22 protein-coding genes and 2 tRNA genes are annotated in these 24,953 nt (G+C 51.4%); 9 read left to right on the top strand and 15 right to left on the bottom strand.

All coding sequences use genetic code 11. The annotated features are described in order from the left end of the window. The first annotated feature begins 4 nt into the window (after nucleotides 1-4). Nucleotides 5-1,423: a FliI/YscN family ATPase gene (locus K7J14_RS00750; RefSeq protein ID WP_230752150.1), complete on the top strand. Its 1,419-nt coding sequence runs from the start codon at nucleotides 5-7 to the stop codon at nucleotides 1,421-1,423. Then, nucleotides 1,423-1,854, top strand: a complete 432-nt coding sequence (gene fliJ / locus K7J14_RS00745) for a flagellar export protein FliJ (RefSeq protein ID WP_230752148.1) — start codon at nucleotides 1,423-1,425, stop codon at nucleotides 1,852-1,854. The genes K7J14_RS00750 and fliJ overlap by 1 nt, the downstream gene beginning before the upstream one ends. Nucleotides 1,855-1,874: 20 nt before the next feature. On the opposite strand, the gene K7J14_RS00740 is transcribed toward fliJ, so the two are convergent. The 6 genes from K7J14_RS00740 to K7J14_RS00715 all read right to left on the bottom strand — a co-directional run bounded on the left by K7J14_RS00740 (nucleotide 1,875) and on the right by K7J14_RS00715 (nucleotide 7,854). After that, nucleotides 1,875-3,530 (bottom strand): nucleoside kinase, encoded by a 1,656-nt coding sequence (locus tag K7J14_RS00740; protein WP_230752146.1) that lies wholly within the window; start codon nucleotides 3,528-3,530, stop codon nucleotides 1,875-1,877. Nucleotides 3,531-3,611: 81 nt separating this feature from the next. Next, a tRNA-Arg gene (locus K7J14_RS00735) sits at nucleotides 3,612-3,685 on the bottom strand. A gap of 8 nt (nucleotides 3,686-3,693) precedes the next feature. Continuing rightward, nucleotides 3,694-3,766 (bottom strand) — tRNA-Pro (locus K7J14_RS00730). Nucleotides 3,767-3,842: 76 nt separating this feature from the next. Next, complete coding sequence (locus K7J14_RS00725; RefSeq protein ID WP_230752145.1) at nucleotides 3,843-4,556, bottom strand: late competence development ComFB family protein; 714 nt, start codon at nucleotides 4,554-4,556, stop codon at nucleotides 3,843-3,845. 31 nt (nucleotides 4,557-4,587) lie between these two features. After that, nucleotides 4,588-5,877 (bottom strand): HD domain-containing protein, encoded by a 1,290-nt coding sequence (locus K7J14_RS00720; protein WP_230752144.1) that lies wholly within the window; start codon nucleotides 5,875-5,877, stop codon nucleotides 4,588-4,590. Nucleotides 5,878-5,892: 15 nt separating this feature from the next. Continuing rightward, complete coding sequence (locus K7J14_RS00715; RefSeq protein ID WP_230752143.1) at nucleotides 5,893-7,854, bottom strand: aconitate hydratase; 1,962 nt, start codon at nucleotides 7,852-7,854, stop codon at nucleotides 5,893-5,895. A gap of 156 nt (nucleotides 7,855-8,010) precedes the next feature. Here K7J14_RS00715 and K7J14_RS00710 point away from each other — a divergent pair, with 156 nt between their 5' ends. Both K7J14_RS00710 and K7J14_RS00705 read left to right on the top strand, forming a co-directional pair. Continuing rightward, nucleotides 8,011-8,574 (top strand): hypothetical protein, encoded by a 564-nt coding sequence (locus tag K7J14_RS00710; protein WP_230752142.1) that lies wholly within the window; start codon nucleotides 8,011-8,013, stop codon nucleotides 8,572-8,574. Next, the gene (locus K7J14_RS00705) at nucleotides 8,549-9,376 is read left to right on the top strand and encodes a hypothetical protein (protein WP_230752141.1); all 828 of its coding nucleotides are present in this window, start codon (nucleotides 8,549-8,551) and stop codon (nucleotides 9,374-9,376) included. The genes K7J14_RS00710 and K7J14_RS00705 overlap by 26 nt, the downstream gene beginning before the upstream one ends. Before the next feature lie 34 nt (nucleotides 9,377-9,410). Here K7J14_RS00705 and K7J14_RS00700 read toward each other — a convergent pair whose 3' ends face one another. Genes K7J14_RS00700 through K7J14_RS00675 form a run of 6 tightly spaced genes read right to left on the bottom strand, consistent with a single transcriptional unit; the run spans nucleotide 9,411 to nucleotide 15,017 of the window. Beyond that, the gene (locus K7J14_RS00700) at nucleotides 9,411-9,962 is read right to left on the bottom strand and encodes an ATP-binding protein (RefSeq protein WP_230752140.1); all 552 of its coding nucleotides are present in this window, start codon (nucleotides 9,960-9,962) and stop codon (nucleotides 9,411-9,413) included. Between the two features lie 23 nt (nucleotides 9,963-9,985). Continuing rightward, nucleotides 9,986-10,324: an anti-sigma factor antagonist gene (locus K7J14_RS00695; RefSeq protein ID WP_230752139.1), complete on the bottom strand. Its 339-nt coding sequence runs from the start codon at nucleotides 10,322-10,324 to the stop codon at nucleotides 9,986-9,988. A 24-nt stretch (nucleotides 10,325-10,348) separates the two neighbouring features. After that, entirely contained in the window at nucleotides 10,349-12,007 is a 1,659-nt protein-coding gene (locus tag K7J14_RS00690; RefSeq protein WP_230752137.1) for a PP2C family protein-serine/threonine phosphatase, read from the bottom strand. 33 nt (nucleotides 12,008-12,040) lie between these two features. Beyond that, nucleotides 12,041-12,946, bottom strand: a complete 906-nt coding sequence (locus K7J14_RS00685; RefSeq protein WP_230752136.1) for a transcriptional regulator — start codon at nucleotides 12,944-12,946, stop codon at nucleotides 12,041-12,043. Continuing rightward, entirely contained in the window at nucleotides 12,943-13,626 is a 684-nt protein-coding gene (locus K7J14_RS00680; protein WP_230752135.1) for a metallophosphoesterase, read from the bottom strand. The genes K7J14_RS00685 and K7J14_RS00680 overlap by 4 nt, the downstream gene beginning before the upstream one ends. Before the next feature lie 8 nt (nucleotides 13,627-13,634). Continuing rightward, the gene (locus tag K7J14_RS00675; RefSeq protein ID WP_230752134.1) at nucleotides 13,635-15,017 is read right to left on the bottom strand and encodes a tetratricopeptide repeat protein; all 1,383 of its coding nucleotides are present in this window, start codon (nucleotides 15,015-15,017) and stop codon (nucleotides 13,635-13,637) included. A 37-nt stretch (nucleotides 15,018-15,054) separates the two neighbouring features. Between K7J14_RS00675 and K7J14_RS00670 the strand changes: the two genes are divergently transcribed. Then, nucleotides 15,055-15,792, top strand: coding sequence for a tetratricopeptide repeat protein (locus tag K7J14_RS00670; protein WP_230752133.1), 738 nt, complete (start codon nucleotides 15,055-15,057; stop codon nucleotides 15,790-15,792). Then, nucleotides 15,785-17,929 (top strand): tetratricopeptide repeat protein, encoded by a 2,145-nt coding sequence (locus K7J14_RS00665; RefSeq protein ID WP_230752132.1) that lies wholly within the window; start codon nucleotides 15,785-15,787, stop codon nucleotides 17,927-17,929. Before K7J14_RS00670 ends, K7J14_RS00665 begins: the two co-directional genes overlap by 8 nt. Here the strand turns inward: K7J14_RS00665 and mutL are convergent. Genes mutL through xseA form a run of 3 tightly spaced genes read right to left on the bottom strand, consistent with a single transcriptional unit; the run spans nucleotide 17,926 to nucleotide 21,108 of the window. Beyond that, nucleotides 17,926-19,671, bottom strand: a complete 1,746-nt coding sequence (gene mutL, locus K7J14_RS00660; protein ID WP_330165582.1) for a DNA mismatch repair endonuclease MutL — start codon at nucleotides 19,669-19,671, stop codon at nucleotides 17,926-17,928. The genes K7J14_RS00665 and mutL overlap by 4 nt on opposite strands. Continuing rightward, a complete protein-coding gene (gene xseB / locus K7J14_RS00655) occupies nucleotides 19,671-19,910 on the bottom strand; it encodes an exodeoxyribonuclease VII small subunit (RefSeq protein WP_230752131.1) in 240 nt (79 codons plus the stop codon). Before xseB ends, mutL begins: the two co-directional genes overlap by 1 nt. Continuing rightward, entirely contained in the window at nucleotides 19,897-21,108 is a 1,212-nt protein-coding gene (gene xseA, locus K7J14_RS00650) for an exodeoxyribonuclease VII large subunit (RefSeq protein ID WP_230752130.1), read from the bottom strand. The genes xseB and xseA overlap by 14 nt, the downstream gene beginning before the upstream one ends. Before the next feature lie 68 nt (nucleotides 21,109-21,176). Here xseA and K7J14_RS00645 point away from each other — a divergent pair, with 68 nt between their 5' ends. Genes K7J14_RS00645 through K7J14_RS00635 form a run of 3 tightly spaced genes read left to right on the top strand, consistent with a single transcriptional unit; the run spans nucleotide 21,177 to nucleotide 24,860 of the window. Next, a complete protein-coding gene (locus K7J14_RS00645; protein WP_230752129.1) occupies nucleotides 21,177-22,748 on the top strand; it encodes a spiro-SPASM protein in 1,572 nt (523 codons plus the stop codon). After that, a complete protein-coding gene (locus K7J14_RS00640; RefSeq protein ID WP_230752128.1) occupies nucleotides 22,723-23,730 on the top strand; it encodes a glycosyltransferase family 2 protein in 1,008 nt (335 codons plus the stop codon). Before K7J14_RS00645 ends, K7J14_RS00640 begins: the two co-directional genes overlap by 26 nt. Next, on the top strand, nucleotides 23,727-24,860 hold the full coding sequence (locus K7J14_RS00635; RefSeq protein WP_230752127.1) for a cytidylyltransferase domain-containing protein: 1,134 nt from the start codon (nucleotides 23,727-23,729) through the stop codon (nucleotides 24,858-24,860). The genes K7J14_RS00640 and K7J14_RS00635 overlap by 4 nt, the downstream gene beginning before the upstream one ends. Nucleotides 24,861-24,953 lie beyond the last annotated feature (93 nt).

The following is a 24,953-nucleotide window of genomic DNA, read 5'->3' as shown; positions in this document are numbered from 1 at the left end:
GCCGATGATCGATTTATTCAATAAGTACGTCGAAGCGGTGGAAGAAGCAGATCCCATCAAGTACACAGGCTCTATCATACGCGTGAAGGGAATGCTTCTTGAAAGCCGCGGCCCGCAGGCCGTAATCGGAGAGGTTTGCCTCATCCATTTATCGCGCGGCAACGATCCCGTCTTTGCCGAAGTCGTCGGACTCGACGGTACGACTGTTCAACTTATGAGCTACGACGATATCCAGGGCATCGAAGTAGGATGCAAGGTTACCGCCAGCGGCTCCGTTCTGACGGTTCCGGTAGGCAATATGCTTCTCGGCCGCGTGCTCAATGCTATGGGAAAAGCGGCCGATCAGGGCGACGAGATCGTATCGTCCCTACGATATCCGGTTATCGCCTCTCCTCCCGACCCGATGAAGCGGCGCCCGATTTCGGATCGGATCGTCACCGGCGTCCGCGCAATAGACGGCCTCCTTGCCGTCGGCAGAGGCCAGCGTTTGGGCATATTCGCCGGTTCCGGCGTCGGCAAATCCACCCTGCTTGGAATGATTTCGCGAAACACGAACGCTGACATCAACGTGATTGCGCTGATCGGCGAACGCGGAAGGGAAGTGGTCGATTTCATCGAAAACGATTTGGGCCCCGAAGGCTTGAAAAGATCCGTCGTCGTGATGGCAACCTCGGACCAGTCTCCCGTCGCAAGAATTCGCGGTGCGTACGTTGCCACCGCTATCGCAGAATACTTCCGCGATCAGGGGAAGGACGTCATGCTTATGTTCGACTCGGTAACCCGTTTCGCTAAAGCCCAGCGGGAGATCGGCCTCGCGATCGGCGAACCGCCAGCTACCCGCGGATATACGCCCAGCGTTTTCGAAACGCTTCCTCGCTTATTGGAACGCAGCGGTACTTCCGACAAGGGCAGCATAACCGGGTTCTACACCGTATTAGTCGACGGCGACGACATGGACGAACCCATATCCGATACAGTCCGCGGTATTTTGGACGGCCACATCATTTTAAGCAGAAAACTTGCCCAGAAATACCATTATCCGGCGATCGATGTTCTCGCCAGCATTTCTCGTCTCGCCAACCGGGTCTCCGGGCCGGTCACCAGAAAGGCCGTCGGTTACATCAGGCGAATGATGGCCATCTACGCTGAATCCGAAGACATGATAAACGTCGGCGCCTATCAAAAGGGTTCGAATCCCTCGATCGACGAAGCGATATCCAATCATTCCAATATTGAAGGTTTTCTAACGCAGGAAGTATCCGATCCCGCCCCGATCCTCGACACGCTTAATCGTTTGGGGGCTGTTTCTTCCATGCAAATCCCGGACGACGAAAAAACTCTTCATGGTCCGGGCGCTTCTCAAAAGTACGTTCAATCCTCAGAATCCGCTCAGGCGTATGATCAGAGCGACTGGGAAGACTGATGAAACGTTTCGAGTTTTCCCTGAATAAACTGTTCGATCTGCGCCAGTTCAGGGAAAAACAGGCTGAACTTCAATTAGGCAAGGCTTTGTCTCATCGCGATGCCGTTCAAGCCCTCCTGGACGATGTCGCGAGAAAACGCGTTCAAGCGTCGACATCCCGCGGAGAAACCGTTGCAGTGGAAGATCTTATCGCCATTGAACGATATGTTTTTCGTCTGGATCAGCGCAAGGAAGAACTCTTCGAAGAACTCGCGGCGGCGGAACTTGTTCTGGAAAGAGCTCGAGAGGAGTTCACATTAGCGTCGCGCGACCGCCAGGTATTGGAAAAATTAAAGGATAAAAAGCAAGCCGAGTGGAGAAAGGACTATTTGTCTGAAGAAGCATCCATGCTTGACGATCTGACTTCTTCCAAGCGTGCAGACAGGGATTGATTCCCCGTCTGCCTCTCCGATCACGAATACTTGAAATCGCTGTCGCCGATGAACTCTCTGATTATAGACTGGCCGGGAACATAAGAGGGCGGAATCGGCGAGAAATTATTCAGGAAGGTGAGCAGTCTGGAAGCTTCCGTGTACTCGCTTTCCGTCGGTCGGACCGCGCGCAACAGAGGCTCTGCATAGACCTTCAGAACCGACAATTCATAGTCCAGCGCCGTATTGAACATCACGTTCGCTTTGTCCTGATACGGGAAAATATGCAGCCGTTCACCGCGTTGGACGCTGCTCCACATCGCGATTGTTCCAGCAGCTCCCTTTCCGCGGAATTGCGCGTCGCGGACGATTCTCCGCAATAGCCGGTTGTCCGAAGTGGGGATGCGGTTATGATCGTCGAGATTGAGCGGCGTAAGCGCCGAGAGATAAATCCGGTATATGTATTCCTGCGGAACGAGAGGAGTCAGCTTATCGTTCAATCCGTGAATTCCTTCGAGAATGAGCAATGAGCGGGAGTTCATCTTGAGCCGCCTGCCGGTGAATTTTCGCGTTCCTGTTTTGAAATCGAAGCCGGGAAGCTCCACTTCTTCGCCGTTGAACAGCTTCATCAGCAGTTCGTTGAGAAGTTCAATGTCCAGCGCCTCCAGACACTCGAAATCCGGCTTTCCCTCTTCGTCCAGGGGGGTATTCGCGACTCCCCGATAATAGTCGTCGAGGCTGATGACGGTCGGTTCGTATCCGAGAACCCTAAGCTGCATTGAAAGTTTTTTTGAGGTAGTTGTTTTTCCCGAACTGGAAGGGCCTGCTATCAACACAACTTTTACCGAAGAACTTTCCGCGATTTTATCGGCTATTTCGGCAAGCGTTTTGTTTTGCTTAGTCTCGGTGACTTCGACATAATCCTTCACCTTCCGTTTTTCGACAAGCTCGTTGAGTTCGCCGACGGAAGACACCTTGACCAGCTTTCCCCATTTTTTGGACTGGCGGTACACCTCGAATAGCTCGGGGATGTCTTCGAATTTCGCCAATTCGTTGGGATGCGATGTGGGCGGGAACCGTAACAGAAATCCTTCGCCGTATCTGCGCAATTCGAACACCGAAAGCAGCCCTGTCGAAGGAAGAAGAGGCTGGAAATAGAGATCGCGGTAGTTGTTCAGCTTATTGATGAGCATCCGCGGTTTGCTGATATGACAGAGGAGCTTCCATGTATCTGTCTGGTTGCTGTCCCTAAACAGATCCAGGGCTTCCTCATAGGATACATACTGCGTTTCGACCGGGATATTTTCCCGAATCATTTCTTTCATTCTGTGTTCGATTTTTTTCAGATCTTCTGCGTAATTAAAATCGGAGTTTGCAGATTCCAGCGTATAGTAATAACCGTAGCCCAGACTATGGCCGATTACCAGCCTGAGCTCCGGAAAGAGCTCGCGAGAAGCGGCAGCGAGTACGAGGCACAACGTTCTTCTGGATACATTCGATCCTTCGGTTGTCGCGCTTGTAACCGGCTCGACTCTTGCTTTTACGTCTATGCATCGATTGAGGGAGTACAATTCGTTGTTTACGCGCATGGCTACAAGCGGAGCGGGTAGGGGTTCGAAATACGGGATGAGCGTTTGCCCGGTTATCGGGGAAGAAAATTCGGTACACGTTCCGTCCGGAAAGGTGATGCTGAACATATGCGACTCCTGGATTATAGTACTAGCAGCAAGCGGCTATTAATCCAGTATAGCATATTTTCGGTATTTTATAAAAAATTGCGGGACCGGAGGGACTCGAACCCCCTACCTACTGCTTAGAAGGCAGTTGCTCTATCCGGATGAGCTACGATCCCAAGCGTAATCGGGATGAGAGGAGTTGAACCTCCGATCTTCTGGTCCCAAACCAGACGCCTTAGCCTCTAGGCTACATCCCGTGATTCAGACACTATAAAGAAAACAGCCCATCCTGTCAATGCGGGACCGAATCCGGGCTGCTACGGCTTGTATCGGTCAATCCTGCATGGATTCAAGCTCATTGCCAGCGGGAAATAGATGCAGATCCGGCAACACATACGCATGTTCTGCCGAGTATGCTGTTCGTAAAACAGACTCGCTTGTCATGCCTATTTCAAAAAAATATGAAAGAGGATCGTATCCCGGCTCGGCCACTTTTATCTCAAAAGGAAAAACTTTTTTTATGCCTTCGGCTTTGCTGGCTATCGGTTTAACCCAAAAGGTAAAGGTCCCGGGGGTATGGCTCGAAATTGCGTAGGGGTTTTCCCACGAGGAATCTATGGAGTCCGCTTTTTTTCCGTTGATAAGCAGCAATACAGTAATATTCTTGAGGGGCTCGAAAGTTGCTCCGTCGATGATCCTTCCCACAAAAGTAGGAAAATTGAATACCGGGGTTTCCGGCAGGTCTGAAGCATCTCTTTGATGAGGACGCTGGGTGGAAAGAACCTGTTTCATGCCTTCGATGGCAATCCGGTTTATATCGGCGGCAAGCTGCGCCTTATCGATCGAATCGTCCTGTTGAGTATGGGCAAGTCCTCTGCCCGATTTGATGTATTTTGGAGTAATTCTATTGAGTACATAGCAAATCGTATCCAGCCTGCACTGATTGCAATTGCAAGTTAGCCAGGGTGCCTTGTTCTCGTGCGCTGTATCGAATAGGCTGTTAACCTCGCTATAAACGAATTCTTCCATTACATTGTGCACATTCATTGGGCCCCTCCGACCTTTGTTTTTTATTCCTTTATTTAGTGTAACCCACGCCGATGCATCGCGCAAGGTTCTCGGGCTCCGGGAATCGGCCTCCCATGGCATCGAAGGCGTCCGGATTAATCGCAAGTCTCGCCATTCGAAGCGAACGTGTAAAATTGCCGACTATTGCGGGATTGAATACGGTCGTGCTGGCGCTGAATGAACAGTTTTCGTCGAGTATATGCAAATCGCTTTCAAATGATATTCGTTCCGGTATATCTATGAGTACGTCTTCAGATGCGATAGGAGTGCCTGTTAGTCGGCTTAGGTATTCTGCCGCCGCGGTTTCGGCTTCGGTTCTGGCGTGCAAATCCTCCAGCGCGCCCATGCCCTGTTCGGAAGATTCGAATTTGAACTCACCCAGGATTTTGTAAAAACGGCGGTTCCTGACTTTTTCGGCGATAGAAAAAGGAATCCCTCCCACGGTATTCATAAAAGAAAAAAGACCCGAATCATCCAGCCGATACAAGTCCTCCCCTGCGATCGATTTGTTTGATAATCCGTGCCATAGGGCTTTTTTCATCATTGCGGTGGCTATTCTGACCTGTCGATGCCAATACACCGATCGGTACATCAGGTACTTCGAGAAAAGGATGTTTTCGATGGACATGATCGCGCTTGAATCGATTGCAATTCCGTAGCGCTTGTCAAATTGCACCTTCGATAAGACGAAATCGGTGTCTTGCATTCCGTAGGGGACTCCGCAATACAGCGCGTCTCTATTGAGATAGTCGAGCTTATCCGGATCAAGCACGCCCGAAAGAAGTTTCCTGAAAAAATGCACTTCGGTATCTGTGTCGTCCGGATGAATCGAATGATCCACTATCGCGGCCGCGGTTTCAGGCGACGCGCCGAATCGCTTGATGAGAGTATACAGGGGTTCTTGCAGGATCGCACGAGCCGTCAGCGCTTCATGATCTTCCAGCGGGAGCTCTTTTAAGGAGTGCGTATAGGGAAAATGTCCCAAATCATGCAGAAGAGCGGCAATGAGAAACGAACGGCAGGAAGTCTCGGAAACAGCGAAATCAGTTTCCTGGTCGCTCATTTTATGCAACATTCGAAGTGCCAGATTATATACGCCGAGAGAATGCGCCGCTCTGGTATGAGTCGCGCCGGGATAGACCAATTCGGTAGGACCGAGCTGGCGGATGCGGTAGAGCCGCAAAAACGGTTCGGATCTGACTATATCCTGCAATTCAGGAGTCAACGGAATATCTTTCCAGACGGGATCGCGAACAGGAGTCGAGTGTCTTGCATGATCCCGCAGGAAAGGTATTTCCATTTTTCCGTCCCCCGGTTATTGCCCTCCGGACTTCGTCCAGGCGGCCAGGCCTCCGCACAATAATATCTTTCTGGATCGTTCATCCAGATCATTGCGCGCAATAATCTTCATTCCGTCCGATTCGCGGGTCAATACAAAATCGGTTCCCTTTTCAAGCGAATGGCGGATCGATTCGAAACGAAGAACATCGTTTTGGCCGAGTTTTTCATGCATCGAAGGATCGGCAAGGACGAGGGGGATGATGCCGTAGTTGATAAGATTCGCCTTATGAATGCGGGCAAAGGATTTTACCAGCACAGCCCGAACGCCGAGGTACATGGGCGCTAAGGCCGCGTGTTCCCGCGACGAGCCCTGTCCATAGTTTTCTCCGCCTAATACGAAACAGCCTGCTGCGTCTTTTGCCCGGGAGTAAAAATCCGCATCAAGGCGGGCAAAGGTGAATTTCGAAATTTCAGGTATGTTGGAGCGGAGCGGCAGAACTTTCGCGCCGGCTGGCATAATATCGTCGGTCGAAACATTGTCTCCTGTTTTCAGAAGAATCGGAAGAATCAGCGAATCAGGAAGAGCAGGAGTCGCCGGACAGGGTTTGATGTTCGGTCCTCTGATAATGTCAGTCCGCAGGGCCTGCTCGAGGGGCAGGGGAGCGATAAGCATGCTGTCGTCTTTTATCAGAGCGGGATCGTTTACGGAATAGAGTCCCGCGTTGTTTTTAAGACTGTCGGCGAAATCAGCCGGATCGGCTATGACTCCGGTGATCGCGGCCGCGGCTGCTGTCTCTGGAGAAACCAGATACACTTGAGCGTCGGGCGTTCCGGATCTTCCTTTGAAGTTTCTGTTGAATGTCCGCAGCGAAACGCCCTCTGAATTAGGAGCGAATCCCATTCCAATGCAGGGTCCGCAAGCGCTTTCCAGGATTCTGAATCCTGCGCGTATGAGTTCTCCAAGAACTCCGCTTTTCTCGGCGAGCATCAAGGTTTGGCGGCTTCCGGGCGAGATCCCCGCTTCAACTCCGGGCGCGATGTGTTTTCCCTTTACGATAGCGGCCACCGCGGTCAGATCCGCGAGCGAACTGTTCGTGCAGGACCCGATGGCAACCTGGGTCACCTTTTTTCCGGCGATCTCGCGTACAGGAATCACCGCGTCGGGAGAGTGGGGCTGCGCTGCCATCGGAACGAGTGCCGATAGATCGATTTCGATTATCTTATCATACACTGCGCCTTCGTCGGCTGATAGTTCGTGATAGTCCGAGCCTCTTCCCATGCCTTCCAGAAACCGTTTCGTGGCTTCGTCTGATGGAAATATGCTGCATGTGGCGCCCAACTCGGCTCCCATATTGGTGATAGTCGATCGTTGCGTGACGGTAAGTCCTGCCACGCCCGGGCCGAAATACTCGTAAATGCTTCCCACTCCGCCCTTGACTGTTTCCCTTCTCAAAACTTCGAGAATGATGTCTTTGGCGGAGGCTCCTCCCTGGAGGGCTCCGGCAAGTTTTACGCCGAACACCTTAGGCATTGAAAGATGGAAGGCTCCTCCTCCCATTGCAACTGCAACATCGAGTCCGCCGGCTCCGATCGCGATCATGCCAAGTCCGCCGCCGGTAGGGGTGTGCGAGTCGGATCCGAGGAGGGTTTTCCCCGGAATGCCGAATCTTTCCAGATGCACCTGATGGCAGATGCCGTTTCCGGCGCGGGAAAACCATAATCCGTATTTAGCGGCGACGCTCTGAAGGTATCGATGGTCGTCCATATTTTTATAATCTTCCTGAAGAGTGTTGTGATCGATATACGATACCGAAAGCTCTGTTCTCACCCTGTCCAGTCCGATTGTTTCGAATTGAAGATACGCCATAGTTCCAGTGGCGTCCTGGGTCAGCGTTTGATCGATGCGGATTGCGATTTCTTCTCCCCGGGGCGGAAGTTTTGCATTCTCGTCTACAAGATGAGATTGTAATATCTTTTCAGTTAGGGTCAGCGCCATGTTTGAACTCTCCTGGAAAAAAACTTAAGTTAAACTTTACCTTGTTCACTCAAGATTGTCCAGACTTCGTCTTCATGCTATACTTTTCCCGGTATGATCCGGAAAAGTATGATGCATCGTTCAGTCATTTGCTTTTTTTTGAGTATTCCCATTTATATGTATCCGGCTACCGTATTGGATACTGCTGAAAGCTTTTTTTCAGGCGCTTCGTGGGTCGACAATCCCTCTATGTCTACCCGGCCCGCCGATAGCGGAAAGACTCTGCCGGGCGGATCAGAAACATTCGCGGTGATGAGTCCTTCATCTTCCGGTTCGTCGGGAGGGATCTATCCCGCTCTTAATGGTTTAGGCTATCTCGATTATTCAGGTTCTCCCGATGGCCTTGTTTCGCTGTTGCGTTCGGTAGAACAAGCATTCAGGAATAAGACCATCCCGGCTGAAATATGCGCCGACACTCGACAATTCATTCCAGTCTTAACTAACTATCGTCTGAATCGCTTTCCCGTGCCCGCTTCAGTCGCGTTCGGGAGGCCCGTACCCGAGAATTCCGGCGATGAATCTTCCCGCTTCACTTCGCGATTCCGTTTATCGTTCGTCAAAGATCAGTCGATCTCTGAATTATTCATCGATGTTGTGGCCGTACAGGACGGGGGCGCATGGAAAATCGACGAACTATACTTTGATGGGGATTCATATGCCGTCTTTATTGGGCAGAATTGAACGAGAGTTCATTTTCCGTTCACTGGAAAATGCAAAGAAGCCCCTTACTGTTTTTACTGAACTTTCGAACAGCCAAATTCCGCCTCAAAGTTATGAAATTCATCCGGGACGAATCGAGTTTCACAGCCATTCATCCTTGATCGATCAGTGTAAGCAGCAGAAAGACGGCAGGATTCCCTGCAGAGTACGGTTTTACCATCAAGAGCATAGTCTGGTTTTTTATTCTAATTTCATAATTACTGATGATTTAACTTCCTCTATTCCAATTCCAGCCCAACTCTGGAGCGAGAACGATACTCTCTCTGCCCAGCCTGTGTTTCGCATACTGCGCGAAGATCCCTTTTTCATCAGTTTTTCCTGTCCGGATGCGTATTCGCCTTTTTTATCTGTTTCAGAACGAACTGCTATCGGCGAGATCCATATTGATAAAGTCGACCTGATACAGTTAATCGGCTTACAACCGGAAAACAAGGGTCCTTCGCTCAGATTCCTTTCAGTTTTGGAAACTTATAAAAATAAACACGGACCATTTTCAGAGAGTGTATCTCCCGAATTCCTGGTATTCATCGATCATGAACATATATTGGTTTTTGCTCAGAAAACTGCGGCATCCGTATTGAACGACAAGATGCTTTCCTGTCAGATGCTTTTTTCAGCAAGAAAAATACTGTGCCGGGCTCAAATGGTTTCCAGAGTTGATTTGAATCGAATAAACAGTATCTACCATTTAAAGATTAACGAGATGCAAGAAGAAGATAGACGTTTTTTATTTGAAAGCTGTTACGGAACTCGATATATATAAAAAAGGACTGCCATGCAGTCCTTTCATTTTGGGGTTATTCCCCGTCGATTGTTATTCCATGGCGTCTTTGCGGATATTTTTTCAACATCGCTACGCCGTTTTTCTTGTCGTTATAAACGAATCCGCCGTTCCAATATTCCAGCGCTGCGAACAAGGCGTTTCCGCCGTCCTGCTCATCGCTTTTATTCGTTCTGAACGAAACGAAGGATCCCAGGTGTTCAAAATCCTGCTGGTACAGGCATTCAAGGCGTTTTCGATTGAAATCGTTCCACTTTTCCAGATCCTTGAAACCGGATCCTTCGTCTTCGACAATGAGGTGCGCGTGGGTTGAACTGAACGAATACCAAACGCGAACTTTCTTGTTAAGATCGCAATCGTTTCCGTGTTTTACCGCGTTTTTAATAATTTCGCTGATCTGTTGCTCAAGAAGATTAATCTCCTTGATTTCAAGAGGCGCGGATTGAACGATGAGCAGGGTAAAGTACCTGATCTGTCGGAAATCCGAAGGGAATTCCTTGTAGAGCATATTTGTTTTATCAAACAGCGGATCGCTGCCATCCGCTCGAAGTTCCTTAATCGGATTCATGTATGTATCTCCTGATCCAAATTTCAGCCTTCCATCTGCTGGAGAGCTTCTTCAATGCTGTTGGTTATTGGGAAATAACCCATCAATTTCGTCAATTCAATAACTTTTTTTACCGAGCCGTGGATATTTGTTATCGCAAGCTTCAGGTTCATCTTTTTTACAGTTGAGCATATATAAATCAATGCTCCGATGCCTGACGAGTCGATATAATCAACTTGTTCAAGATTAATGATGAAGGATTGAACATTCTTCTCAAGCATTTTCATTACAAGCTCTTTAAGCTTGTATGAATTGTACAAATCCATCTCGCCGTTCACATCTATGATGTATACTTCACCGTTTTTTCTGATTTTCAGTTCCATACCGATGTTGCTCCTTTCTATAAACTAGGCTTTTATCTTCATAATGACCAATGTTTGGTCGTCATGGAGACTTGCTGATCCGATAAAAGCCTGGATGTGGTGTTTCACGTCTGACGCTATTTCTTTTGCCGTTTTATGTGTGCTCGCAGATATTGTTTTAGAAAGAGTCTCTATTCCGTACTGCTTTCCATCCCTGTTCAACGCCTCGATCAGTCCATCAGTGAAGAGAATAATAATATCTCCTTTACCGACTGTCAACTTCATTTCCGCGTATGTAGAAGAACGTTCGATTCCGATTGGATCCGTTTTCTGATGAATGGTCTCTACTTGTTTTGAGTCTGCTCGCCATATCAGCATGGGCTGATGCCCCGCGGTCGCGTATTCAAGGGTGTGATCTTCCGGACTGAAGCTGATGTAGGTGAGCGTCGCGTAGTGGTCCATATCGATCTTGCCGGTGATGCCCTTGTTCACCCAGTCGAGGATAGTTCCTGCGGACTTCGTGGTGTTGGTCACCAAATGGAGTATCGAGCGGAGCATGATCATTACCATGCTCGATTGAATCCCTTTTCCGGCGACATCTGCGATAGCTACCGCTATTCTGTCGCGTCGGGCCAGAATAATATCGTAATAATCTCCGCAAACGCCCTTCGTCGAATTAAAGAAGGATCCGAAACCGATCTCGGGAAGTTCGGGGAGCCGTTTCGGATGCAACGTTTTCTGAATTTGCGAGGCTATGCTGGCCTCGCGCTCCAAATCGGCTCGTTCAAGAATTTCCTGAACGCTGAAGATGTTATTTATTGCGGCTCCCGCAAAGCCAGCCAGGATCGTGGCTGTCCGCAGTTCGGCTTCGCCGAACGGGGCGTTTTCAGGAAGGCGAGCAAGGCCTGAAACGCCGACAACTCTGTCCTTTACCATGAGCGGAACGACGATGTAGCTGCCCGGCTTCAAGAACTCTTCAGGTCCGTTGCTGAATATTCGCGAATCTTTTTCTCCATCGACGATCAAAGCCGGTTTTCCGGTGGATGCTACTTCTCCGAAGATTGTTTCGCCCAGCGCAAATTGCGTGTATCTGAAATTCGTCTCAACCCGAACCGGTTTGTGGGGAAGATCCACGGGAAGCTTATAGGGCGGCGGAAAGTTTCCCGCAAAGGATTTTGCCGCGATAAGATCGTCGAAATCGTCCGCAAGGAAAATAACTCCTCCGTCCGCTTTCGTATGCGCCATTTGCGTTTGATTGACGAAGTCCAAAAGGCGCACGAGGTTTATTTCGCCGGTGATGGATTCGGATACATACGACAAAACCGAACGGCCTACTTCGATAAGGGGGTCTTCGCCGTTATCCGCATCGTTCTCGGTTACCGTCGCGATTTCCTGCGTTTGGGCTTCCTCGATGCGTATTTGGGCAAGATTTTTTCCCGCAAGAATCAAGAATGCGAGAAAAACGATGTTCGCGATGAAAACGCCGGTTGAGAAAATAAGCAGGCTTGGAATGAAAATGGCGACGATGCTGTTTAAACCGAGAAGAGCTATAAACAGCGAAGCAAGTTTGATGTACGACGGGCTGGTGATTTTATTAGGGAATTGTTTTGCAATCCGGAATAAAAACAAGCCGCTTGCCCCTTGAACCAACAAACTCGCTATCAGGGGAAGTGCGGTGTACGTTTCTAGTAGTGCTGTTTGCATTGTAATTCAGTGTAGCATCGATATTTTTCGCCGTCAAGTTTGAAAGGTTCTTTTGAACCAGTCCGACACGACACGCAAGGGGTTTCTGTTGTGAGTGTCTGCAATGACTTGCGTCGCCTGATCCAGGCTGAATTCCAATCCGTATTTTCTTTTCAGTTCGTCCCACTGTTTGATGATCCATACGTATAGATCGCTTGCCGTCCTGTCGCGAAACATCTTCAGAAGCTTTTTCTTTTGAATTACGTGAAGCACCGGCTTGTATACATTGTCGAACCATGAAAGGAGGGCGTCCTGAAAGGGGATTTCTTCCTTTTTTGTCTCGTTGATAAAGTATTTATGGACAAGAATATGATTATATATAACGTCGTATTGACCGGGGCTGGTGAACTCCAGATCCCAGTAATCAGTCAGATCTCCGAAAGATGTCTCCGTATAGAAGATTCTCTTTTCATATTTGATGACTTCGGTCAACAGCGATTCGGGATTCAATCCCGGTTTCAGGGTGATCTCGCTTTTCAAGGAGATTACTTCGGCGTCGATATATCCGACGCCCTGGGCTTTCGCGACGGATACGCGATGGTTTCCGTCTCTCACGAAATACAGCCCGCCGATTTCATACAGCTGGATAGGGGGAAGCACTGTATCGGAGAGATGCGCGCTGTCCACTCGTTCCCATCGTTCCTTGAGGTTTCTCGATTTCGGAAGAAAATGGCTGTCGAAATCCTGATACCGGCCTTCGCTTCCTACGATTCTGTCTATCGGAATGGTCTGCATTCCCGCATATACTTCGTTTTTCGGTTTCAGGATTTTCTTGACATCGTGAAACGAGAGGAGTTTCGATCGGTCGGGATTCAAGAAATTCTGTATTTCATTGAAAAGGGCTTTGTTCCGTGCCTTGTTGAAATCATCTTCCGCTTGATGCTTAATTAGGTCGCTCATTTTGACGGTGCTCCGGTATCAAGTATAAAATGACTATATGCGTTGATGACAGTTGTTTGCTCAAAGGATGAAACGCGGATGTCCTGCAGATCGTATAAATGGATATGGCCGTGGATGAGCCACCTCGGCCGGAATTTCTTCATAAACCAGAGGAATGATGAAAAACCCTGATGGCAGGGATCGGGCTTGTCGTGTATTCCGGCGGGAGATGCGTGGGTTACCAGAATATCGAGCCACCTGCCGTATTTGATCCGGTTGTACAGGAGTGCGGGAAAGAGTTTTAACAGCTTTCGTTTCATCTGCGCGTCGGAATACTGATTTAATCCGTTATTGTAATTAAGCGAGCCGGAAACGCCCGCGATCAATAATCCGCTTTCTTTTATCGTTTTAAATCCGATATAGGTCGTGCCGTGCCCGGTCATGCTTCTTGTCAGCGGATTCATCTGCCTCGGGTTCGGGGCGTTTTCAGGGTTGACGGAGTGATATTGTCCGAATTCGCTTAAATTGTGGTTGCCGAACACGAAGAGAACCGGTTTGTTCAGCGACGAAACAATGAACTCCAGATACTCCATCGGCAGATCGCCTGCGGAAATAACGAGATCTACGTCCTTATATCTTTCTTTAACGTTGCTGCTGTATACAAGAGGATCAATCTGATCGGATACGCAGAGGATTTTCATGTGGGATGCTACTGGTTTTCCGCGAAAACATCAGCTTGAGACAACATCTGTTCGAGCTTGTCCTTGTTGATCAGCTCCAACGGCCGGCTTTCCGCGAATTCGAGAGCCGCGCGGGTGAAGCCAGAACTGGTAATGACTATTCCTCTGATGATGGATTGTTTTTTCATCTCCTCCTGCAGAGTTCTCAAGAAGGCGTCTTCTATCATGTTGGGATCGCGGTAAAAAAGGATCATGCGCGGCATTTTTCGAACATTGCGCCATTTTTCCGCGTCGTTTTCTACGGCAATCAAAGAACAGCCGTACTTTGTTTCCTTTATTTCCCGTACCGCAAGTTCAAGGCACTTATTGGTGAGCGCTTTGCAGATGGTAAAAAAATCGTCTTTCGACGCGGTCAGATATTCTTTCATGTGGTCGTTAGACCGTAGTTCCTGATACTGGGTGAGTTTTTCTCCGACATCGCGGAAATTGCGTTTTTTAACGAAAATTTTCTCCCATTGTCCGATGGCCTTATCGATGTCGCGTTGCTTCTCGTAGCAGGTCGCCAGGAAATAACGTGCATGGAGGGTGTCGTTGGACGAATCGTCCGTCGATGCCTTGATCGCTCTGTCGAATTCGACAATGGCTTTTTCCAGGCTATTCGCTTCGATATAACAACATCCGCGTTCTATGAGGGCTTTCTGCTTGAACTCAGGTTCCCGAAGCGCTTTTTCAAAGGCAGCCAGGGCGTTCGCGTAATCATGGCTTTCCCGGAGAAGCTTTCCCTGGAAGAAGTAGGCTTTCGAGTTTTTAGGATCGAGTTTGAGCGCCAGCGAAATTTCTGTTTTCGCGTCGGTCATTTGCTTGTTCTTGAATAACAGAAAACCCAGGGCTGCATGCGCGGTCGCGTGCTTTGGGTCGGTTTCAACCGCCTTTCTATAATACTGGATAGCCTGTTCGGAATTGTCCCGTTGTTCGAACATCTGGGCCGCGTTATAATAGTGTTCGGCCTGGAACGGCTCCAATTTTATGAGAAGAAGAAATTCTTTCAGGGCTTCGTCGGGCTGGTTGTATTTTAAGAAGAGCTGGGCTATTGTTTTTCTGAACTCTGCTTCAGGGATTGTTTTGGAGAAAATAGCCGTCGCGTTGACCGTCTTGAACTCCATAAGGGCCAATTCGGCCTTGCCGTCTGCGAGGTATGCCTTGCCCAAGAGGTATCTTGCTTCCGTGTCTCTGGGATTTCTCGCTATAATCGCCTTCGCGGCTTTTATTGCCGGACCGTATTTACCGTTGGATATGAGTTTGTCGATTCCAGCTATCTTTTGCGGGGCGATGAAGGATTTGACGACGAATACCATCAGGACCGCAACTCCCGCGCCGAGAATTACAATGATACCGATAAACATTGATGACATATGTCAAGACTATAGCTTTTATGGGGTAATGTCAAATATGAATGCAAAAAGACGAGCGCTTCGGACGTTGATTTTAAGCCTCTCGATGCTCATGCTAACGTCGTTTTCCGCCTTTGCCCTGGATTATTTCGCCGAAGGCGAACGGCTGTTCCGGGAAAACCGTCCCGAGGAGGCTATTCCGCTTCTGTATCAGGCGTCGCTGCAGCCGGGCGTCGATCCCCGGGTATTCGTCTACCTCGGTTTGGGCTATCAGCAGACGGGTAAATACGCAGACGCCGTAAGCGCTTTCATGCGCGGAGCTTCAGCGCCGGGAACGGATCGGAAGGTCCTTTTTTTCAACGCAGGAAACGTGTATTTTTTGCAGGAACTGTTCGCCGAGGCGGAAAGCATGTATGTCCGCGCCGCCGAGATCGACGCATTCTGGGCGCCGGTATATTTGAACCGGGCGAATGCCCGCGTCCGTCTTGGCAGATTCGCTGAGGCGGCGGCGGATTATCGGAATTATCTGATGCTCGATCCAGCCACGTGGCAGAAGGATTCGATCAGGCAGATCATCGCGCTGCTGGAAAGCGAAGAAACAGAGAGAAAGAACGCAGAGCTTCGCTCGGAGGCTGAGCGCGTAGCGGCCGAGGCTGAAAGGGCCGCCGCCGCTGAACGGTATCAACGGATTATGGACGAGGTGAGCTCTTCGTTGCAGTCTGTCGACGCCGCGAGCACTCTGTCCGCGGGATCTGAAGATGTTATGGAGTACAACGAGGAGGCACAGCTTGAATAGTAAACAGAAGAAAATCGTATTGATCGGCGCCGGAGTTGCGGTATTGCTTTTATTGCTCGGCATCGGGCTTGTTATTGCGTCTAAAAGAAGCGGAGCCGCTTCTGATTCGACTGCGTTGAGGCAGAATACGCTTACTCTTGTCCGTAATTATGTTGAACGCGAGGAATTCGACCGCGCCCTTTCGCTCCTGGAAGGCTTGCTCATTCAGAATCCCGAGGATTCGGATGCCTCGGCTCTTCTCGACGCGGTGCTCGAAGCCCGCCGATTGAAAAACGCCTACGCCGACGGGTCCGGCTCGGTCAGCACAGAGGAATTGCAGGCCGCTTTGGATGCCGCAAGGGAAGCCATCGCCCGCGTATCTGCCGCGGCGGACGCGGCCGCTGCAGCCGCCTCGAGGGCCGCCTCAGTGTCCTCGGCAGACGCAGCCGAGCGAAACAAAGCGTCCGGAAGCAAATCTGTTGAATCGGACGAAGAGAGAGCAGGCACAAAGGTTTCAGAGCTGCAGGCGAAAAAAACCGTTCAGGAAGATCCGGGTCTTAAAGCGGCGGACGACAAGCGCCGCGCAGAGGAAGCCGCTCAAAAAGAAAAAGAAGACAGAGAAGCTCGAGATCGTGAAGCGGCGTTGCAGAAAGAACAGGCCGCCGCAGAAGAGGCAAAAAGAAAAGCGGCTGAAGAAGAATTGTCAAAAAAGAACGCGGAGACGCGGAAAAGAATAGAAGCCGTAAATTCTGCCGTCGAGAAAGGGAAAGAACGGGCGTCCGCCGGCAGTTTGCGCTCAGCCTTGTCTGCCTTCGACGAAGCTCGCAATTCATTGCCTGAGGGCGAAAAGGCCTATGCCTCGGGCAAATACACGGAAATGGCTGAAAGTTTGCTTGCCCTGGCGAAAAACGAGTCGGACAGCACCTTGAAAAGCGAAGCTCTGTCCTCCGCGCTCGAATACGCCAATCTCGCGGTATCCTCCGACCCGACAAATCCGCGGGCGCGATTCACTCGCGGCCAGATATATGTAGAACAAAAGAAATCGGCGGAAGCTTTGGCCGATCTGCTCGAAGCCGCGCGTCTGGAGCCCGGAAATTATCTCTACCATTACGAGCTGGGTAAACAGCAGTATTTGCGCAAGCAATTCAAGGACGCCCGGCAAAGCTTTGCGAAGACAACGCAGCTCAAGAGCGACTTCGAAGCCGCTTTCTTTAACCTCGGCTTGACTAATAAAGCGCTCGGATTGAACTCTGAATCGATAGCCGCGTTCCGCTCGGCGATTAAAATCAAACCGGATTACAGCAGGGCGCAGATCGAGATCGGCAGGTTGCTGGATAAGAACGGAGATTTCAAAGGCGCCGAAACCGCTTATAAAGAAGCGCTCGTTCATGAGCCCGGAAATGTTTCAGCCCTCAGGGAGCTGGCGGCGCTCTATAGCAAGGAAGGCCGTTTCGCGGATGCAGAGCGCTTTTTCAAGGAAGCTCTGGTTCTGGGAAGTTCGGACCCAATGACGAATTACAACATGGCTGTCGTTCAGCTGGGACTGCAAAAGCCCGCCCAGGCGCTGGATTATGCGCGCAAAGCTGTCGAGGCCGAGCCTCAGAACGGAACATATTTGTATACCTACGGATTGGCAGGTGAATTGAACGGCATGCCGGACGTCGCTATTCAGCAGTACGCAAAGGCTATCGCGGCTGATCCGAAATACGTAAAACCGAGGATCAATCTGGGTATTATGTATCTGGACGCCGGCCGTCTCGACGAGGCCCTGAACCAGTTCAACGCCGCGTACCTGGTGGAGAAAGACAACTTCGAAGTGAACAATAATCTGGGAAAGGCCTGGGCCTTGAAGGGCTCGTTCGACAAATCGGTGGAACACTATGCCAGGGCATTGAACAAGGCTCCTCGGGATCCGACCGTGCGGGCGAATCTCGCGGTGGCCTACGTCAGCGCCGGGCTTACGGAGAAGGCCCGCGACACCTACAAAGAGCTGATCGCTCTCGATCCGTCCCGCTGGGAGGCCTATCATGAATTGGGCAAGCTGCATATAAGCCTCGGAGATAAGGCCGGAGCCAAGGCGATTTTGCAGGAACTGATTCAGAAGAAGCCCGACTACAAGAACGCCGCTGAAGTTCGCGCTCTGCTCTCCACTCTTTAAGTCCGCCTGATTTTACGGAAGAGCTCCTCCCGGTCCATCATGATCCAAAGGGGCCTTCCGTGCGGGCACAGGGGTTCCTCGAGCTCGAAGGCCTGCCGAATAATCCGCATCGCGGTACCGCTGTCGAGAACGTCTCCGTCTTTGCAGGCGGCTCTGCAGGCAGCCGTGGCATAGAGATGCGTCACCAGCGATTCAGGTTCGACCGCGGGATCAAGGATCTCCCCGATTAAATCAGTCCGCTTTCCCACCCACCTCGACGGAACGGATGCAACCTGCCATGCTCCGTCGGATTCCTCTTCGATGTCGAAGCCGGCGTCCGCAAGATCTCTTTGAATGCGCCGTAACCTTTCGGTGTCTGTTTCCCCCGCGGGCTCAATCCGGTAGGGTATCAGGAGGTTCTGGCTTTCATGTCTTGTTTCCATCAATTCTTGATACAGGATTCGTTCATGGGCCGCGTGCTGGTCTATTAAATAGAAGATATTGCGCTTTTCTACCGCGAGAAAGGTTCCAAGCACCTGCCCGAGATATCTGAAGTCTTGTGCTTCGGACTCCGGGATCGGAGATTCGCGTTCTGCGGCCGCCTGATGCGGATGGGTCCCGGCGGATAGCGCGTACTCGGCGTAGGTTTTGGGGGCGAAGAATGCTTCTTGTTTGGAAAGGGGCTCAGATGATCGGCTTTGGAGCGGGTGTTCGCGGGTTCCGTCCGACGGAAAAATAAAGTCCTGAGCGGGTTCGGCTTCCTCCCGTTTCAGTTCTCTGACGGCATAGCGCCGATAGTAGTCCTTGACGACGGAGCTAACGCTGTGATGGAGAGCTCCCGGATCGCGGAAACGAGCCTCGCGTTTGGCCGGATGAATATTGAAATCCACGAGCGACGGGTCGATATCGATGAACAGGCATGCTACAGGATGTGATCCGTTCGGAAAATGCCCCTCGCACCCGTATTCCAGGGCTTGCAGAAGGCTGTATTCCATGATGCGTCTGCCGTTGATGAAGATCATCTCGAAACGCCTGTCCGCGCGCACGACATCCGGCGAACCGAGTACCGCGGAGAATGTAAAGCGGTCTCCGACTCCGTGAATCTGGGAGAAAAGCGTATCCGGCTCCTTCGGCTCAAGGGCGGCCAGCGTCCTTTCAAGATACGTCGCGGCCGGAGGAAGCAGAAATCTGGTTTCACCGTCGACCGAGAATTTGAACTCGAGACCGGGCCAGGCGAGGGCTTTCTCTATAAAAATCTGCCGGCATTGGCTTGATTCGGCCGAACTCCGTTTAAGAAACTGTTTGCGCGCGGGGAAGTTTTCAAAAAGACCTTCAACAGAAACCGATGTCCCTATCGGATGGTTTCCAGCTCTGATGTTGCCCAGATCGAGTATCCATGATCCTGAGTTTTCGCGCGAAGTCCGTATTTCCAGACGGCTCACCGCGTCGATCGACGAGAGCGCTTCTCCGCGGAAACCGAGCGTGGATAGGCGAAGCAAATCCGTTTCTTCCGATATCTTGCTGGTTGTATGGGTCCGCGTGCATAATGCGAGGTCTTCCGCTGTCATTCCCGAACCGTTGTCGGTGACTCTTATGAGGTCGATGCCGCCGTTTGCTATTTCAACGTGGATTCTGGTCGCTCCGGCGTCTATAGCGTTATCCATCAGCTCGCGGACGACTGCCGAAGGCCGATCGATAACTTCTCCGGCCGCTATTTTACGGGCTACGGAAGGGGGAAGCTGGCGGACCGGTTTATATTCCATCAGTTGCCGACATCCTCGTCGGAAAAAAGTTCCAGTTCGGGCTTGTCGTCGTTCAGTCCGGGCTGGTTCATCAAAATCTGGATTTTTCCTTCGATTTTATCAAGGTCCTTTTCAAGAGTTTTGGCAAGTTTTATCCCTTCTTCAAAAAGAGAAAGAGCTTCCTCAAGCGGAATATCGGGATTTCTGATCGAATCGGTCAGCGATTCCAGGCGATCCAGACGTTCTTCAAATTTCTTCATCGTGCTTTTCCTCCACCCTGGCGAAGATGATTCCCTCTCCGGGGATAATTTCCACTAGCGTTCCGGGCGTCGCCTCCGAAGCGGACCGGATGATTGCGCCGCTTTCGGCGTTCCGCACCATCGAATACCCCCGTTTGAGTATCGCTCGAGGGCTCGCCCCTTCAAGGCCCGCGCTCGCCATTTCCAGCCGGCGCCGGGCTGTATCCAGCTGCTTCTTCATTCCTTCGAGCAGGCCTTCCTTCGCGTCGTCGAAACGGAGAAGACGCGGCTGGGCGATTCTCCGGAACCGCATTTCAAGCGATTCCGCTGTAAAAGCGCCCATCATCAACCGTATTTTTTCTGTTTTTCCCCTGATGCTCTGTTCCAAAAGCGAGATTGAGGTTCGGATCGTATCCAGGATGTCCTCCGCCAAGGGGCTTGCCAGCTCGGCGGCTGCCGACGGGGTAGGGGCTCTGACGTCGGCCGCGAGGTCCGAGAGGCTCCAATCGGTTTCATGGCCGACCGCGCTTATTACCGGTATTTTTGAAGCGGCGATGCTCCGTACGACCGATTCATCCGAGAAGGGAAGGAGATCTTCCAGCGAACCTCCGCCTCTTCCGATGATGATGAGGTCGGCCATGGCGAATCTATTCGCTGTTTCTATCTGCCTCGCGAGGGATTCCGGGGCTTCTGATCCCTGTACGGACGCCGGAAGTATAACGATATGTATGGCAGGGTTCCGCCTTCTGAGTATCTGGACGATATCCCGCACGGCGGCTCCCGTCGGGCTGGTGATCACCGCAATGCGCTCCGGAAAAAAAGGAATCGGGCGCTTGCTTTTTTCGTCGAACAGGCCTTCCCGGGCGAGCCGTTGTTTTCGTTCCTCAAGCAGGCGGAGTATATCTCCCGTCCCCGCCTGTTCCATCGAATCGATTATGATCTGATAGGTTCCCCGCGCTTCGTACACAGATATGCTGCCCTTCGCCCGGACAAGCATGCCGTCCCGGGGAACAAAGGCGAGCTGACGCGAACGCCCCTTGAACATGACCGCGGAAATCGAACTCGAGTCGTCCTTGAGCGTGAAATACAGATGGCCCGTGCTTGAAGGCCGGTAGTTTGAAATTTCCCCTTCCAGGAGGACCGAGGGAAAGGATCCTTCGAGTATTTCTTTGATGATCGCGGTTATTTCTGAAATCTTGACGGGCCGTTCTCCGTTCATGGCTAAAGCCTATCATGCCGGTCGACTTTCCTCAAGCAGAGAGGTCAGATGCCGATAGGTATAATACCATGAAAGCTATAGCCTTCGTTTATGCCGGAAACATCAATTCGTACGCCCTTGCATCCCTCCGCGGCGGCAAATCCGCCTTCGAACGCAGCATCGAACGAGCCGGAAAATTTCCGGAAACCGATGCAATCGTTGTTCTTTGTTCGCCTGATTCCCGGATTGAAATTCCCGCTTCGCCGGACTATCGCCTGTGCGTTCTTTCCGATGGAAATACCGCAGCCTCTCTTTTTGAATGCATGGAGAAGGAATCCGGGGGCTATGATCACGCCTGGTTCGCCTGGGCCGACCGTCCTTTTTACGATCCGGAGGGAGCCCGGAAACTGTTCGAACTTCACGAGCGGTCGCGCGCCGAATATACCTTCGCGGACGGCTATCCTGCCGGCCTCATGCCGGAAATTCTTGCGCGCGGAATCATCCCCGTTCTCGCCCGGATGGCGCGGGATTCGGCTTTGCGTGTAACGAGAAACTTCGTTTTCGACACTTTAAAACGCGAGATAAACTCATTCGATATCGAAACCGTACTATCGCCGGTGGATTTGAGACAACTCAGGGTTGATTTTTCATGCGATACGGCCGGCAATACGCTGCTCTGCGAATCCTTTGCCGACATTACTGCGGATACAGCTCCCGCGCTTGTCGAAGAAAGAGGCGATTCGCTTCGAACCCTGCCCGCCTATTATCAAATTCAGATCGCAGGCGGATGTCCGCATGAGTGCGTTTACTGTCCGTATCCGGCATGGAGCTCAGGCGGCGTCTCGCGCTCTCCCGGCAAAAAAGTCACCGATCGTTCGGACTTCATGAGCCTTTCCGACTACTCGAACCTGATGGGAAAAATTTCAGAATTTTCCCGCGAAGCCGTCGTATCGCTTTCCCTTTGGGGCGAGTGCTCGGGGCATCCCGACATCGTTGAAATAGCAAGGGAAACGCTTTCGCATCCGGGGCTCTCTCTCGTTATTGAAACCACCGGCCTCGGATGGAACGGATCGGCGATTGAGGGGATTTCGAAGATTTCCGCTTCAGTGCGGAATGCCGGAGAAGAGCCGCGCATCAACTGGATCGTATCGCTTGACGCTGCGGGTTCAGCTCTCTATGGTTCGGTTCACGGCGTTTCCGATTCCGCTGTTGCGGACTCGAATCTGCGGACAGCCATGGATCTCGTCTTTTCGCTGGAGACGCTGTTTCCCGGAGCTGTGTGGCCTCAGATGCTCCGCCTGCGCGAGAGCGAACAGGAAGTCGAAACCTTCTACCGCTTCTGGAAGGAAAAGCTCGGCCGCGTCATCATCCAAAAACACGATCATTTTTGCGGCTCCATAACCGATCGTCGGGTAGCCGATCTTTCTCCGCTGGTTCGCCATCCCTGCTGGCATATAAAGCGCGATATGTGTATCATGCTTGACGGCACGGTCCCGCAGTGCCGGGAAGATCTTCATGCGCTGCGTCCGCTGGGCAACGCTTTTGAAGAGGCTTTACCGGAAATTTGGAAAGCAGGGGCCGAAGTCTATCGACAGCATCGAAATCGTATCTATGAGGGACTGTGCGGAGCCTGTGATGAATTCTATACCTATAATTTTTAACGAACGGAAGGTGTCTCACACAATAGTCGGAGGCTCGGTTAAAAAGAGCGACGATGAAGGAAGCCCCTTCACCGTCATTCTGCTCAACAGGGGAGGGCGGTATTATCGATCGGCTGTGTTCCAGTCCCTGGAAAGCGCCGGCTTCGATTCCATTCTGTCAATTGAGTCTCCCCCCGCGCCTTCTTCAGGCTCGGGAGCCGGCGCTTCCCTTGTTTCCCAATCATACGACATCGAAAATCTTTCAATACGGTTCCCTTCGGTTCGTTTTCTGGTACCCCTCGAAAATCTCACGATAGGCGAAATGATAAACGCCGGAATGGCGGAAACGTCGTCTCCCTGGGTTCTCGTTCTCTGGAACGACATGCGATTGTCCCAGGGCGCCCTTTCTCAGAGGCTGATGAGCCGGATACAGGAAGAGAACCTTCTGTGCACGGCTCCGGTTCTGACGAGTCAACGAATGGAATCCCTTCCGGTTCAGATGGTTCCGGCGTTGAAAAACAAGCGTTTTCAAATTGAGCCGATGCCCTGCATCAAGGATGGTTCTCCTACCTCGTATCCTTTCGATTTTGCGGGCATTTATAATCGTGAGCGTTTCATCCGCCTCGGAGGCTTCGATCATACTATTTCGAATCCGTATTGGCAGAATCTGGATTTCGGATTCCGGGCATCGCTGTGGGGAGAGCAGATCCGTTTGTCGACGTCTTTTAGAGCGTCCTACGACGGGGAAGTCCCGCAGGAGGACATCAGTTCAGACCGGTCCTACGTCCGGTTTTATCTGAAAAATCTCGCTCCCTCGTTCCGAAAAGACGAGGCTGTGCTTCCCCTGGTCCGGTTTCTTTCCTTCCTGCCGCGTTCAGGGTTAGGCATATTCGATGCGTTCTCTATTTTTCTTCAGGTTCGAAAATGGGTGCATGTTAACAGATATCGATTTTCCCGCGACGCCGTAGAAATCACTCGAAATTGGGAGCCTTTTATTCAATGACAGGTATCATACTGCAGGTTCGCCTTGACTCGACGAGGCTGCCTCAAAAAGCGCTTCTCGCCCTTTCCGGAGAACCGGTAATCGTCCGGGTAATGGAAACGCTTTCACAAATTCCCGCCGACGCGTATGTGCTGGCCTGCGACACCGATTCGGAATCCGTGTTCCAGCCTCTCGCGGAATCCTGCGGCTTTCTGTGCATCAGCGGACCGAAAGAAGACGTTCTTGAACGCTTTTGCAGGGTGATCAGAAAGACCGGAATATCCACAGTCCTTCGGGCGACCGGAGACAATCCCTTTTTGTTTTACGACGCCGCCATAGCGAGCCTTGAACGGTTTTCGGCTTTGCAAAGCGCTCCGCGGCCAGCCGATTATTTTACCTACGCGGGACTTCCCCACGGAAGTGGCATAGAGGTTTTCTCGTCCCGCAGGCTCCTCGAAGCCGCGGCATTGAGCGACCTTCCCCACGAGCATGAACACGTAGGTCCGGCTCTGTATAATCATCCCGAACGGTTCCATTGCGTTCGGGAGACTGCTCCGTCGCAGTGGTACCATCCCGAGATCAGAACGACGATCGATACCCGCGAGGATTATGAACGAGCCGTTTTGATGGCTGAATACCTGCAAAGAACCGGCACGGGAACCTCTGCCCGATCCTCGTCGCCCTTTCCTCCGGCCTCAGAGAAAGTGATCGAAGCGTGGACCTACGTTTCCCGTCCGATTCTTTTTGTTCCTTCGGTCGATCCTTCGCGCGGAACCGGACATTTCAGAAGAGCAGTCTCCCTCATCCGTTCCATGCGCGATGCATGGAGATGTTTGTTGTATCTTCCCCGCGGTTCCGAGCTCTGTTCCTCCGTTCCCGCCGATATGAAATCTTGCGCGATTTCGGAGCTTCCCTCCTCCTGTCATCTCGCGGTCGTCGATTATTTCCGCTCCGACGAATCCTTCATCCGAAAGCTCCGCGAGTGCGGGCCGGTGGTGTCGTTCGACGACGGAGGCGCCGGCCGCGGCGAATGCGATTACCTGGTGGACATCATTCCGTCCCTGACTGCCGGAAAAACAAAGCCGAACCTTTCGGATGTTTCATATCTGCCGCTGCCGAAAACCAGAAAAAAGAAGAAACGGACGGCATAAAAACAGCTCTCGTACTTTCCGGCGGCGGCGATCCCTCTCCCTATGTCTTTTCCGTCGCGGCTCTGCTGTCCAGTTTCGATATCGATGTCACCG

The organism is Teretinema zuelzerae, assembly GCF_021021555.1.
GTDB classification, from domain to species: domain Bacteria; phylum Spirochaetota; class Spirochaetia; order Treponematales; family Treponemataceae; genus Teretinema; species Teretinema zuelzerae.
This window is presented reverse-complemented; position numbering and strand designations above follow the sequence as displayed.